Consider the following 14,082-nt stretch of genomic DNA (forward strand, 5'->3'; position numbering starts at 1 on the left):
TCCTATGGTAAAAAGAGGAGACATTTATTTTGCTGACCTTTCTCCAGTCGTGGGTTCAGAACAAGGCGGGACACGACCTGTCTTAGTTATTCAAAATAATTTAGGGAATCATTTTAGTCCAACGATTATTGTGGCGGCCATTACTGCCAAAATGGCCAAACCTAAATTGCCTACGCATATTGGAATAAAAGCAACTGGTACTGGAATCGAACGTGACTCTGTCATTTTACTTGAACAGATCAGAACAATTGATAAATCAAGATTAAAAGAAAAAGTTTGTCATTTAGATCGAGGAATTATGTCAGAAGTCGATCATGCACTTAAAATCAGTGTAGGTATCGAAGCATTGACCCCTGTCGCTAAATAAGCACATTATGCCTTTACATATAAAAGGAACAAGCTAATTATCTTGAATGTCAATCAACAAAGGTTATAAGAGAAATCGTTGGATCTGAGCGTTAATGATGTCAATCGCTATACGGTCGTTTCTGACTCTTAATAAAAAATGCTGGATAATGATAAGAAAAAAGTTGAGTCAGCATTGTTCAACTTATAAAAAAGCCGTAAGGACCAAAAATAGTTTTCCTATCTTTAGTCCTTACGGCTTTTTTTATATGTGTTTGATTAGTTTATCTTATTCAGAGAGTGACTGCTATTTTGCCAGAATATCTTTCGTCTGTCTAATACTAATTACCAACTAGCTTTTTTGACACCAGGGATCAGTCCTTGATGAGCTAGTTCGCGAAATTTCACACGAGACATGCCGAATTTTCGCATATATCCGCGAGGACGTCCATCGATCAAGTCACGGTTTTTCAAACGCTCAGGGCGTGCATCTAAAGGTAATTGACGTAAGGCTTCATAATCTTTATTCGCTTTTAACTCTTGTCGTAAATCAGCATAGCGGGCAATCATTTCTTGTTGTTTTCTAGCTTTTGCAATTTTTGATTTTTTTGCCATATTTTCCTCCAATAATCTCTTTAATTTTTCAAATCGTAAAAATTACGGTTTAGTGTAGATACCTTAACATAGTGTGAGAAATAAAACAATTATTTTGTTTCTAAAAATGTTTAGTCCTTCTCTTGTTCTCTATGAAAAAGAAAGGCCACCGATGCGATTAAAACAGTTTTTTTGTCAAATAGTGGTGTTACACGTAAACTAGAAGAAAAGGAGGGGGTAGAGATGCGTAGGTTTGCTATTAGTGGTTATGGGCCAGCTGAAAAGGTGTTTCAAGAAATAGCAGACACACCAAGGGAGGTCACGCCAAATCATCTTCGTGTGGAATTGAAAGCGTTTAGTATCAATCCTTATGATGTCGCTTTGCGTTCAGGAAAGATGAAGGAAGTTCGAACCTTAACATTCCCTTACGTATTAGGGAATGATGGTGCAGGAATCGTGACGGAAGTAGCAAGTGACGTCGATTCATTTGCTGTGGGGGACCGTGTAGTCGTTCATCCTGTGTCAGGTGCTTACGGCGAAGAAATCGTCTTACCAGCAAGTAAAGTGGCTAAAATACCAGATGAAATGAGTTGGGTAGAAGCGGCTGCAATGGTAACGACGGGGATCACTGCTTACAATGTAATTAATCATCTGCTAACGATCCAACCAACTGACACGGTAATGGTGACCGGAGCTTCAGGAGGCGTAGGAACTAGTTTGATCCAATTACTTCATCAAAAAGGGATTCGGACGTTAGCTAGTGCATCAAAGACAAATGAAGAATTAGTCCTAAGTTTAGGCGTTACTCATTTTTCTTCTTATGATCAAGAAAATCCTGGAGAAGTATTCAGTAATCAAGCAGATATTGTGATCGATGCGACGAAAGGAAGCATCGCGGGAGACATGGCTATCAAAATTATGAAAGAAGAAGGTCATTATGTTGCGTTGAACGAATTGCCTTCCCTTGCATCTCGTCAGAAAAAAAATGGGTTTTATGAGACTTTTGTTCCTAGAAAAGAATACTCAGATCAAGAAGCTTTGACTCATTTAATTGCTGCATATAAAACAGGAAATTACCATATTTTTGTAGCAGAAGAATTAGCTGCAACTCTTGATCATTTAATCTGGGCGCACCATCAACTTGAAGGACACCCCTCTGCAGGTAAAATCGTATTAACTTATGATTAGAGCTGGGTTGGTAAAAGGAGCAAACTTTTTCTGGATGCGTTTTCTTCTTCTGATTTTTAGCATGAAAATTTCTTTCTGCTTTATTTAATGGTAAAGTGGTACATGTAAAATTTAACTATTTCTTCAATTCTATGGTCAGACAATCGGACAGTTTGACTATTATGTCTAAATTATCGAGCTTTTTGAAAAAAGGGAATTGAAAATTACATGATTTACATGGTAAAGTAATGCAGCTGAAAAAAGAAGAAGGGGATATTTATGCGGTCAATCAAAAACACATTAAAATTATATCTACTTGACTGGAAAAGAATTTTTAAAAATCCAATTGCTACACTTTTGATCATTGCAATTATGATTATCCCTTCATTATATGCGTGGTTCAACATCAAAGCGTTATGGGATCCTTACGGAAATACCGGTGAATTGCCTATTGCGGTTTACAGTGCAGATCAACCGGCAGAATTTCGAGGGAAAGAAGTCGCAATTGGGAAAGAAGTGATCAAATCACTTCATGACAATAAACAACTCGGATGGCAATTCGTTGACTCAAAAGCAGAACTGGAACAAGGGGTTCGTTCTGGGAAATATTATGCAGGAATCTACTTACCGAAGGATTTCTCAGAAGACTTGTTAAGTTTTACGAGTGGAGAGATCAGAAAGCCAAAAATCGAATACACGGTGAATGAGAAAATCAATGCGATTGCTCCTAAGATCACCGATAAAGGAGCTTCTGCGATCCAAACCCAGATTACAGATGAATTTATCAAGACAGCTAGTTCAACGTTATTGAAGGTCTTTAACGAGATCGGTTATGACATTGATTCGAATCTAGTAAGTATCAATAAGGTCAAATCAATGATACTTTCAACGGATGAGAACCTTGATACGATCGACGGTTATACGCAACAAGTACTCGATTTACAAAAACAACTACCTTCTATTAAAGAAAAGTTAAACAAAGCCAATGAATTTGTGGACTATCTCCCACAAGTCGATGAAATGGGACAAAAAGTGGTTGCACTGAATGATAAAATGCCACAGCTCCAAGAGCAAGCGAAAATCATTTTAGATTTACAACAAAAAATACCGGAAATCCAAAATGCAGGTCGACAAATTGCTGAGATCGATCAGGATTTTTCATCGATCCAAGAAACGATGGATCAAGGAATCACTGAAGCGAAACAAGGGTTGTCGATCATTCAACAAGTCCAAGAAATCTTACCTGACGTGAAGAAATTAGAAACACAAGCAAACGACCTAGCTACTCAAACAAAATCAGGTGCAGAGCAATTAAAAGACGCATTACCAGGTATCACAACAAGTGTGAATACAACGATACAATCGATTAGTCAGGTAGCAACGTCTATTGATTCATTCACAGCGAGTGTCGATCAGGCAATTGCAGATAATCAATTGACGGAAGAAGAGAAGGGAAACTTACTCAAATTATTGGATAATCTCTACAATAGTTTACCAGCACAGCAACAAGCGATTGATCAGTTGATTACCTTTTTGACACAGTTACAGAATCAAATGGGTAATACCAAACTTCAAAAAATAATTGATACATTAAATAGTATCAAACCAGTTTTAAGCGGCTTACAAAATCGCCTGCCAGCGTTGAAACAAGCCATTCAAGAAGGAAATATCGATAACGTAAGAAATATCTTAGGGCAAATTCAAACTGCTGCTAAAAATGTCAATAACTTGATTTCTGGAATCGATGTGAACCAAGTCAGTTCAACTGTGGATTCACTATTAAATCAAGTCATCAGTACGATTGAAACAGCTCAAGGTGCGTTAAGCAAGGCTGACCAAATCGATTTTGATTCGCTGTTAAATTCAACAAAAGCAACAGTGACCAATGCAGTGGCGATATTAGAGAAGTACCAAAAAGAAATGCCAGCGATCGGACAAGAGATCCATGATGCAAACACCATGTTGAATGGTAATATGGAAACGATCGTCAATGGGATCAATAAAGGAGCCGATCTGTATAATAATGATTTGCCAGTGTTAGCCAACAAATTGAGTACAGCTGCTAACTTTATCCAAAATGACTGGCCAACGATCAAAAATGAAATCACAAGTACGATGACAACAGCGAATGAAAAAATGCCACAAGTTGAAACGGCAGTAAATGCAGCAGCTGATTTGATCAATAATGATTGGCCAAACATCAAGACAGGTATCCAAAAAGCAGCAGATGCTATTCGTAAAGGAGAAAAAGAAGTTGATCTAGGAGAAGTGATCAAATTATTGAAACTAGATGCCACGAAAGAGAGTGACTTCTTTACGCAACCAGTAGAATTAAAAACCAATACGATGTATCCAATTGCAAACAACGGATCGGCAAGTACGCCATTTTATACAGCACTTTGCTTGTGGGTGGGAGCTGTCTTACTCTCAAGTGTAGCGACAACCGATTATTATCTCGGTAAAAAAGAAAGAAACAATTTTACAAAACGAGAACAATTTGTTGCTCGAATGCTCACGTTCTTAACGATGGCTATCGCACAAAGTTTGATCGTTACTTTAGGAAATATCTTTTTATTAGGTGTAGATGTCCATAATCCAGTTTACAGCGTGTCCTTTGCCGTTTTGATCTCGCTAGCCTTTATGATGATCGTGTATGTTTTAGCGGCGCTATTTGATAATGTTGGAAAGGGACTTGCGATCATTATCCTCGTGCTATCGATTTCTGGTGGAGGTGGGAACTATCCTATCCAAGTATCAGGGAAGTTCTTCCAAATGATCAATCCATTCTTGCCATTCACTCATGCGGTTAATCTATTACGAGAATCAGCAGGAGGAATCTATTGGCCAAATGCTGCAAATGCGATTTGGATCATGATTGGTCTATTCGTTAGCTTTGGTGTTATTGGAACGGCTGTTGCGCCTTATGTCCAAGAAAAAATGGTCAAATTCAAAGAAGCAGCACATCAGAGTCATATTTTCCACTAGTAGTTAAAGCAATAACCAGTTTGAAAAAAGAAGACCTTGTTAGACAGAAATAGTCATGTATTTTCGTCTGACAAGGCCTTTATTTTATTAACAGAGCTTAGGTGATCAGAGGAGCTATTTTTTTCTTTTTGTAGAAACAACGAGTTTAATTGAAAAAATTGAAAATAGAAAAGTAAAGTTTGTTATGGCTGATTCCACAATGATTGATTATTGCTAGAAAAAATCACAGTCCGTTTACTTATTTTTTGGAAAGTGCTGGTTGTTCAAGTTCTACGAAAAGTAAAAGTTTTTATTGAATAGGAAAGAAAAATCTCGATGAGTGAGATGTTACATTTTTTGACAGAAAAGGGAAAAAGTCGTTGAAATGTAAGGCATTTGCTAATTTAACGTACGATTGAAAAAAATACTGTTTTTTTTCTAATTTTTTTCAATTAATTTTATGAAAGTTTATTGACTTTTATATTATGGGAGCGTACTATAACATCTTGTTTAAGATAAATTTTTTTTAATTTTGACAATAATAATTTTGAAGTAAATATGTGTGTAAAGGAGTAAAAAAATTGGACTACTTAAAAAGGTTGTTAGTAGGTAAGCCGTTGAAATCTGCTGAAAACGACGAGCATAAATTAACTCGTTTTGCCGCGTTAGCATTGCTGTCATCGGATGCCCTATCATCCATTGCTTACGGTACAGAGCAGATTGTGGTTGTTTTAGTTGCCTTGTCAACTGCAGCCATTTGGTATTCACTGCCAATTGCAGCATTTGTTATTATTCTATTGATTTCATTAACTCTCTCTTACCGTCAAATCATTCACGCGTATCCTCAAGGCGGAGGAGCTTACGTCGTCAGCAGTGAAAACCTTGGGAAAAATGCCGGGTTGATCGCTGGAGGTTCCTTGTTGATCGACTATATGTTGACGGTAGCTGTTTCCGTGTCAGCTGGTGCCGAAGCGATTACCTCGGCAATTCCCGCATTGTATGGTCACCAAGTAGCAATCTCAGTTGCGATCGTATTGCTCTTGATGATGCTGAATTTACGCGGGTTAAGGGAATCGGCTTCTTTCTTGCTATTCCCTGTTTACACGTTCATCATTGTGATTACGTTGCTAATTGCGGTCGGACTCTTTAATATCATTACTGGTGCCGTACCATTACATGCAACAGCCTTACCTGGAGCTGCAATCCCAGGGGTGTCGATCGCATTGATTTTGCGAGCATTCTCTTCTGGTTCTTCTTCTTTAACAGGGGTTGAAGCAATTAGTAATGCCGTACCATTTTTCAAGAAACCTCGAGCAAAAAATGCAGCAGCAACTTTAACAATGATGGCTTTGATCTTAGGCTTCTTCTTTGTCGGTATCACGTTCATCAACTATTGGTATGGGATCGTACCTGAAAAAGAAGTTACTGTATTGTCTCAAATTGGGAAAGCTGTCTTTGGCCATGGCGTATTGTATTATGTATTACAATTTGCTACCGCTTTGATCTTGGCGGTTGCTGCCAATACTGGATTCTCTGCATTCCCAGTATTAGCATACAATTTGGCAAAAGATAAGTTCATGCCACATATGTATCAAGATCGTGGCGATCGTTTAGGGTACTCAAATGGGATCATGACATTAGCTTTTGGTTCGATCATTCTCTTATTTATTTTCCATGGTTCAACGGAACGTTTGATTCCGTTATACTCGATCGGTGTATTTATTCCTTTTGCGCTATCGCAAACAGGAATGGTCGTTAAATGGAAAAAAGAAGGAAAGAACTGGTTAGGAAAATCTATTGCAAATATCACAGGTGCGTTTATCTCTTATGCGATCATTGCGATTTTGTTCGTTTACCGCTTAGGTGATATTTGGCCATTCTTTATCATCATGCCAATTGTGATGTATATTTTCTATCGCATTCATGATCACTACAAAAAGGTAGCAGAACAGCTGCGACTTGAAACGGACGCCAAGTTACATGACTATGATGGAAATACCGTGCTGGTTTTAGTAGGAAATGTCACACGTGTTAACATCGGTGCGATCAATTATGCTCGTTCGATCGGGGATTATGTGGTGGCCATGCACGTGTCATTGGATGAAGATATAGCAAAAGAAAAAGAAATTGAAGCAGACTTTAAGAAACATTTTCCTGATGTCCGTTTTTCAGTTGTTCATTCTTCTTATCGTTCCATTGAAAATCCAATTATCCGCTACGTTGATCTGGTAAGTAAAAATGCCGCAAAACAAAACTATACGACGACAGTATTGATTCCACAGTTTGTACCAAACCGTCGTTGGCAAAATATCTTACACAATCAAACAAGTTTACGATTAAGACTTCGTTTATCTTGGCGAGAAAATATCGTGATAAGTACGTATAGTTATCATTTGAAGAAATAAATGTTAAAGACCAAAAAATGCTTGAGTGAGAAACTCAGGCATTTTTTTATTTATTTATTTTATAATTACAAAAAAAATAAATAAAAAAGTGTCACTTAATTGATGTATTTTTTTAGTAGAACATGTTTATCCAATTTATTTGAAGGAGCTGAAAAGACAATGGCACAATATTATAGAAATACTGAAAATGGAAAAGTCTTGACGGAAGATCAATACAAAGAAATCAAGGATCAAATGGGCCACTTTCAAAAAGTATCTGACGATCAACTCAATAAGTCAGAAATGTTGATGGCTAAAATTGCTTCAGGTGATCTAAATGATTATTCTTCTTTTTATGAAATGGAAGATCTAGCTCTAGATCCAAACATCGAAGTAGAGCCGGAAAATACACTAATAGTGATCAACATGGCGGAAGATGTTCACTGCTTAGAAGTGTTCAATAAACTTAAAAGAAATGATCTAAAACCAGATGTTGAGGTTCAACAAGTAATGTTAGCTCAACGCGCGTTTGACGAAAGAGGATTTACAGTGATGGATTTTGAGAATCTTTCAGGCGAAAAGAATGAGTGGCGTGATAGTATTTTAGGTATTATCATTGGCTTTATCGGTGGTCCATTAGGGGCGATCTTTGGCTGGGCAATTGGCGATGTCATTGGTTTTGGGCAAGCGCATCATGCAGAGAAAAAATCTAAAAATGTTTTTCATTATATTGCTAACTGTATCCCAGAAGGACAAGAAGGGGTCTTAGCGATTGTCAAAGAAATGGATGCAAAGAAATTGAATGACTTAATCACTACGGAATTTGGAGGCACAATTGAACGTTTTGAACTCAATCATATCAATGATGCAATCAAATCTATAAAAAAATAAAACGATTATTTGCAAGAAATCGGTTTGTTCGTTCGTTTCTCTTTCTTCTTTTTTCGAGTGCGGGTTTTGCCAAGGTAACAGTAAAAATGTTAGAATGACAAGGCAGAAGATAGAAAGTGAGTGACGATATGTTAACAACAGAAGATTTTGACTTTGATTTACCAGAAGAGTTGATCGCTCAAACACCACTAAAAGACCGTGACCATTCTCGGTTACTAGTTTTAGATCGTACAACTGGGGAAATGTCGGATAAACATTTCCATGACATCCTAGAAGAATTGCATCCAGGAGATGCGCTAGTGATGAATAATACACGTGTGTTGCCAGCTCGTTTATATGGTGAAAAAACTGAAACAGGTGCACACCTCGAAGTATTACTTTTGACAAATACAGAAGGAGATACTTGGGAAACGTTGATCAAACCGGCAAAACGTGCGAAGGTAGGTACACGAATTACATTTGGTGATGGTCGCTTACAAGCAGTTGTCAAAGAAGAATTAGAACATGGCGGAAGAATCATTGAGTTTGAATACGAAGGTATTTTTCTTGAAACGTTGGAATCATTGGGCGAAATGCCTTTACCTCCTTATATCAAAGAACGTTTAGAGGATCCAGATCGTTACCAAACTGTTTATGCAAAAGAAAACGGGTCAGCAGCAGCTCCTACAGCTGGATTACATTTTACCAAAGAATTGTTAGCAGAAATCGAAGCAAAAGGGGTAGAACTCGTCTATTTGACACTTCACGTAGGCTTAGGAACATTCCGGCCGGTCAGTGTGGACAAGATTGAAGAACACCACATGCACAGTGAATTTTATCGTCTAACAGAAGAAGCAGCAAGTCGCTTAAATCAAGTCCGTCAAAATGGTGGCAAGATCATCGCCGTAGGAACGACTTCGATCCGTACACTTGAAACGATTGGAACTAAATTTGATGGTGAAATCAAAGCAGATAGTGGTTGGACAGATATTTTCATCACACCAGGTTATCAATTTAAAGTAGTAGAGGCCTTTTCAACAAACTTCCATTTACCAAAATCAACGTTAGTCATGTTAGTGAGTGCCTTTGCTGGACGAGAATTAACATTAGCAGCTTACCAACATGCTATTGATGAACGTTATCGCTTCTTTAGTTTCGGCGATGCAATGTTTGTCAAATAAAGATAAAAAAGCTGTTTCAATACAATTAAACAAAATGGCAGTAATTGCCCATTATAAATTATCAGTCAAAGAATCCTCAACTAGAAAAATGGGTTCTTTGACTGATTTTTTTCTATTCTTTGTTTTAGTTGGAATTAAAAAGTGTAGGAGACATGGATTCGTTTATTGCAGAAGATAAATAAACTCAGGCGACAAAAAAAGCTGGGCTCTCGATAAGCCCAGCTCTTCGTATGCGGAAGGAATCAAATAAACAAAATAAGTGTAACTTTCCATGACCCATGCAAAGTACCGTGTTGAATTTCTTCTTGATAAACAAAAAATCTTGTTTTTGTTACATCTTCAACAGTTGAAACATCTCTTGATTCTATTCAGTTTTCAGATATTCATGTTCTTCTTTTTTACGTATCATGTTACTTCTGGTTTAGATACTGCATGATCTAACGCCTCATACGCATTCACTATTTGTAAAAGATTATACTTCACATGACCTCATTGGTGAAACCTGTACCTTTTAACAACTTTGTTTGCTTATACTAATCTATCGAGAAATTCTTTTGTTTATTTGATGGTATCCTCCTTCCTTACACTTATAATATAACACACTTTGTTAGCGGTTGCAAAAAAGAAGCTCACGAGATATCCTTATTTTAGAGAAGCAACAAGCGGTATAGTTGAATAAGGCAATTTAACAATGGTATAGTAAAATAAGTACCTTTTTTGTGTGCTTAAAATAAAGGAGGAATAGGATGGATGATTTTAAGAAAACAGTGAAAGAAGTGGAGAATGAAACAAAAACAACAATTGAACAGGGGTTAACGACCCAAGAAGCAGAAAAAAGAAGTCAAGAACAAGGGAAAAACAAATTTGAGGAAGCGCCTAAAGAGTCATTGGCAAAAAAGTTTTTACGAAGTTTATCTGATTTTACTACGATTATTTTACTTGTAGCAGCAGTCATTTCTTTTTATACTGCCTTTGCCACCGAACATGGGGATTTATTTGAAGGACTGTTGATTATTGCGATCGTAATCATTAATTCAGTATTAGCTATCGTACAAGAAGGAAATGCCGAAAAAGCGTTGGAATCTCTTCAGGATATGAACAAGCAAACTGCCACAGTCATCCGAGATGGCAAAGTTGAAAAAGTGGATGCTGAACACCTAGTTGTGGGAGATGTTCTGGTCTTGGAATCTGGCTCAGCCATTGCGGCGGATGCTCGATTAGTTGAAACCTCGCAATTAAGAGTAGAGGAATCGGCACTGACTGGTGAAAGTGAAGCGGTCGAAAAAGATGCAGATTATGTGAGTCAAGAAGATGATGCCTTAGGTGATCAAATCAATATGGTGTTTAAAGGGTGTACAGTCGCAGCTGGTCGTGGGAAAGCGATTGTGACCGCTATCGGGATGAAAACCGAAATGGGTAAGATTGCTGGACTTTTAAATGACAACACTGCTCAAAAAACACCATTACAAATTCGATTGAATCAACTAGGCAAACGCATCAGTTTTATCGCATTAGCTGCTGCAGCGTTAGTGTTTATTATTGGGGAACTCCAAGGAGAACCTTTACTAGAAATGTTTATGACGTCTATTTCTTTAGCCGTCGCTGCTGTACCAGAAACATTGACAGTTATCGTTACATTGACTTTAGCATATGGTGTCCAAAAAATGGCGAAGAAACATGCCATTATTCGTCAGCTCCCCGCAGTTGAGACTTTAGGAACAGCCAATGTGATTTGTTCAGATAAAACGGGAACGCTGACACAAAATAAAATGCGTGTCCGCCGAGTTTGGAGCAAAGAAGATGAAGTGACTGATGTAGAGGACTCAATGACCAACAGTGCGATGGAAATCTTGAAGATGGCTGCTCTTTGTACCGATGTGACGGTCGAAAAAGAAAATGATGAATTGATTGTCAAAGGAAACCCTACAGAAGCCGCGATCGTAAGAGCGGTTGAAGAAAATTATCACACAAAAGAGGAATTAGAAGAAAAGTACCCGAGAGTGGCAGAACTACCCTTTGATTCAGACCGTAAGATGATGACAACGGTTCATCAAATGGGTGAAAAATATATTTCAATTACGAAAGGCGCTTTTGACGTCCTAGCTTCGCGTTTTACTTCAGGAGACATTGAACAGGCCACGATCGTCAATGATAGCTTTGGGAAAAAAGCTTTAAGGGTCATTGCGGTAGGTTATGCTACTTATGAAGAAGAACCGCAAGAAATCACGTCAGAAGCATTAGAAAAAGATTTACGTTTGATTGGTTTGATCGGTATGATTGATCCGCCTCGTCCTGAAAGTAAAGGAGCAATCAAACGAGCGAAAAAAGCAGGAATCAAAACAGTGATGATCACAGGAGATCATGTTGTTACGGCTAGTGCCATAGCCAAAGAATTAGGTATTTTAACAAATCCAGCCGAAGCACTGTCGGGCTCAGAACTACAAGCACTATCTGATGATGAATTAGACGAACGTGTCAAAGACCTTTCTGTCTATGCTCGTGTTACGCCGGAAGACAAGATCCGGATCGTTAAATCATGGCAACGAACTGGTGCCGTGGTGGCTATGACTGGAGATGGCGTCAACGATGCACCCGCCTTGAAGGCAAGTGACGTAGGGTGTGCAATGGGAATCACTGGAACTGACGTGGCACAGAGTGCATCAGATATGATCTTGACCGATGACAACTTTGCAACGATCGTCGATGCGGTTAGTCAAGGACGTTCCGTCTATCAAAACATTCGTAAAGCGATCAACTTTTTGTTGAGTTGTAATGTCTCAGAAATTTTTATTGTGTTGATTGCGATGCTAGTGGGCTGGGGAGCACCGTTTACAGCAGTTCAATTGTTGTTTGTCAACGTGGTTGCTGATGGGTTGCCTGGATTTGCTTTGGGGCGTGAACCAGCAGAAAAAGGGATCATGGACGAAGCACCGATTCCTAAGAATGAAGGGATTTTTGCTCGAGGATTATTACAAAAAATTGCGATCAATGCGACTATATTTACGATCGTGACTCTGTTTGGTTATTATTTGGGAAGCTATGTCGATACCATTAGCCCTTGGGTCGATGCAGGACAAGAAGTGGGACAGACGGTTGCCTTTTTAGTGTTAGCATACTCGTCAATCCTCCATGTATTCAATGTGCGTAGCAGTCAGTCAATTTTCAAAGTGAACTTAGCAACGAATAAATCGTTATTGGAAATGGCGGTACTTTCATTGGTCATCACTACGGTCATTGCACTTTTACCGTTTACCCAAGAACTCTTTAGCTTAGTGCATGTTAGCTTAAACCATTGGTTGTTAGTAGGCTTTTTATCAGTCGTACCTGTGGCTGTGAATGAGTTGATCAAATTTCATCAATTGCCTGAAGCAGAAGAAGAATAAATCAAAAGAGCTTGGGACAAAAACGAACAGCCCAAGCTCTTTCGCATGTAAAAAATGGCTAAAAGACGTTTAAACAGCTGACTTTCAGTAGGGAAAGTTGATGCGAGAGATTTCTCTTTCCTGCTTCTGCGGTTACTCGTCACATTCTACTTGGCGTGTTTTGTTCTTAATTTGTTTTACTTTCTTTTTGCCTTGATTGATCAAAAACAACGTAAGTAATGACATAGAAAGTAAATAGATAAAATTAAAGAACCAATTGTTTAACAGACTTCCTTCCTTTGGTAAATAAAACTCATAAATATAAATATAGAAAATATGAATAAAATAAAGTTCTTGTGAATGAAGAGAAAGATAATTACTGATAGGGGCGAAGAAATTCCCTTCATATTTAGCTAACATATACCATAAGAAACAGCCACAGAAACAGCCATATAAAATAAAAGGCAACTGTGGTGGGTATTTAAAGTAAGTTAATCCATGGAGTCCGTAGAGATAGAAACTAATGCTTAAGTAACATAAGATAACAATTGATAAGTGTAATAGTTTTTTTCGGTCTAATTGAAAAACAAGTAATCCTAGTAAAGCAATCGGACAATAGCCAAAAGCTAAAGGAACGAGTTGAGTATAAAGGATTTGCCATGAGCTCGGAACATAAGGAATCAAATAAACTAAAAAGATTTGGAGGATTAATAATAAAGTGAAAATACCAAGTATTTCCACAAAGTGCTGATATTTTTTGCTCAATTTATACAGGAAGGGCATGAGTAAAGATACAAGAAAAAACGTTCGCATAATCCAAGCATAACCATAACCTGTATCCATGAAAAAAGCGTGCAAAATATAAAAAATATTAAATTGATAAGGAGTATCGGTAATCTGAGCAATGAAAAAAAGTGATGTAAATAATAACGCCAGAAATATATAAGTTGGAACCATTAAACGAGTGAATCTTTTTTTGACATAGGAAATATAGGAGAGATTCTTGCTGCTATAGTAATAAGAAATAGCTAAACAAAAGGCCATTAATGGCACATCAAAACAACGCAAATTGAACAGGATTCCTTGTAATCCTGTATGAGCAAGAATGATACACAAAATTGCTAATGCTCTCAAGTGATCAATTTTTTGATTGCGTGATCGTTTCATAAAATAATCATCCTTAATAAAGTGGCTGGGGCAATAGTGACTCTATAA

Annotated in this window: 9 protein-coding genes; 7 read left to right on the forward strand and 2 right to left on the reverse strand. The window is 37.8% G+C overall.

Annotation, left to right across the window (positions count from 1 at the left end; genetic code table 11):
• The first annotated feature begins 4 nt into the window (after window positions 1-4).
• On the forward strand, window positions 5-367 hold the full coding sequence (locus IGL30_RS00960) for a type II toxin-antitoxin system PemK/MazF family toxin (RefSeq protein ID WP_010720330.1): 363 nt from the start codon (window positions 5-7) through the stop codon (window positions 365-367).
• 323 nt (window positions 368-690) lie between these two features.
• On the opposite strand, the gene rpsN is transcribed toward IGL30_RS00960, so the two are convergent.
• Window positions 691-960, reverse strand: coding sequence for a 30S ribosomal protein S14 (gene rpsN, locus IGL30_RS00965; protein ID WP_010736862.1), 270 nt, complete (start codon window positions 958-960; stop codon window positions 691-693).
• A gap of 222 nt (window positions 961-1,182) precedes the next feature.
• Here rpsN and IGL30_RS00970 point away from each other — a divergent pair, with 222 nt between their 5' ends.
• The 6 genes from IGL30_RS00970 (at window position 1,183) to IGL30_RS00995 (ending at window position 12,888) form a co-directional block, all read left to right on the forward strand.
• Window positions 1,183-2,127, forward strand: coding sequence for an NADP-dependent oxidoreductase (locus tag IGL30_RS00970; protein ID WP_123874918.1), 945 nt, complete (start codon window positions 1,183-1,185; stop codon window positions 2,125-2,127).
• 258 nt (window positions 2,128-2,385) lie between these two features.
• Entirely contained in the window at window positions 2,386-5,091 is a 2,706-nt protein-coding gene (locus tag IGL30_RS00975; RefSeq protein WP_088775480.1) for a YhgE/Pip domain-containing protein, read from the forward strand.
• 560 nt (window positions 5,092-5,651) lie between these two features.
• Window positions 5,652-7,475 (forward strand): amino acid permease, encoded by a 1,824-nt coding sequence (locus IGL30_RS00980; RefSeq protein WP_010720326.1) that lies wholly within the window; start codon window positions 5,652-5,654, stop codon window positions 7,473-7,475.
• A gap of 159 nt (window positions 7,476-7,634) precedes the next feature.
• Window positions 7,635-8,345 (forward strand): hypothetical protein, encoded by a 711-nt coding sequence (locus tag IGL30_RS00985; RefSeq protein ID WP_123874919.1) that lies wholly within the window; start codon window positions 7,635-7,637, stop codon window positions 8,343-8,345.
• A gap of 128 nt (window positions 8,346-8,473) precedes the next feature.
• Complete coding sequence (gene queA, locus IGL30_RS00990; RefSeq protein WP_010736867.1) at window positions 8,474-9,505, forward strand: tRNA preQ1(34) S-adenosylmethionine ribosyltransferase-isomerase QueA; 1,032 nt, start codon at window positions 8,474-8,476, stop codon at window positions 9,503-9,505.
• A 746-nt stretch (window positions 9,506-10,251) separates the two neighbouring features.
• On the forward strand, window positions 10,252-12,888 hold the full coding sequence (locus IGL30_RS00995; protein ID WP_088745641.1) for a cation-translocating P-type ATPase: 2,637 nt from the start codon (window positions 10,252-10,254) through the stop codon (window positions 12,886-12,888).
• A 132-nt stretch (window positions 12,889-13,020) separates the two neighbouring features.
• Here the strand turns inward: IGL30_RS00995 and IGL30_RS01000 are convergent, their stop codons facing one another.
• Complete coding sequence (locus IGL30_RS01000; protein WP_010736869.1) at window positions 13,021-14,034, reverse strand: acyltransferase family protein; 1,014 nt, start codon at window positions 14,032-14,034, stop codon at window positions 13,021-13,023.
• Between the last annotated feature and the right edge of the window lie 48 nt (window positions 14,035-14,082).

This window comes from Enterococcus sp. DIV1089c, from assembly GCF_050530965.1.
In the GTDB taxonomy this organism is placed as follows: domain Bacteria; phylum Bacillota; class Bacilli; order Lactobacillales; family Enterococcaceae; genus Enterococcus_B; species Enterococcus_B hirae.

What these genes read in the sequence shown, in the direction of transcription:
- IGL30_RS01000 (WP_010736869.1), bottom strand. Translation starts at nt 14,034, where the DNA reads ATGAAACGATCACGCAATCAAAAAATTGATCACTTGAGAGCATTAGCA.
- IGL30_RS00960 (WP_010720330.1), top strand. Translation starts at nt 5, where the DNA reads ATGGTAAAAAGAGGAGACATTTATTTTGCTGACCTTTCTCCAGTCGTG.
- rpsN (WP_010736862.1), bottom strand. Translation starts at nt 960, where the DNA reads ATGGCAAAAAAATCAAAAATTGCAAAAGCTAGAAAACAACAAGAAATG.
- IGL30_RS00970 (WP_123874918.1), top strand. Translation starts at nt 1,183, where the DNA reads ATGCGTAGGTTTGCTATTAGTGGTTATGGGCCAGCTGAAAAGGTGTTT.
- IGL30_RS00985 (WP_123874919.1), top strand. Translation starts at nt 7,635, where the DNA reads ATGGCACAATATTATAGAAATACTGAAAATGGAAAAGTCTTGACGGAA.
- IGL30_RS00995 (WP_088745641.1), top strand. Translation starts at nt 10,252, where the DNA reads ATGGATGATTTTAAGAAAACAGTGAAAGAAGTGGAGAATGAAACAAAA.
- queA (WP_010736867.1), top strand. Translation starts at nt 8,474, where the DNA reads ATGTTAACAACAGAAGATTTTGACTTTGATTTACCAGAAGAGTTGATC.
- IGL30_RS00975 (WP_088775480.1), top strand. Translation starts at nt 2,386, where the DNA reads ATGCGGTCAATCAAAAACACATTAAAATTATATCTACTTGACTGGAAA.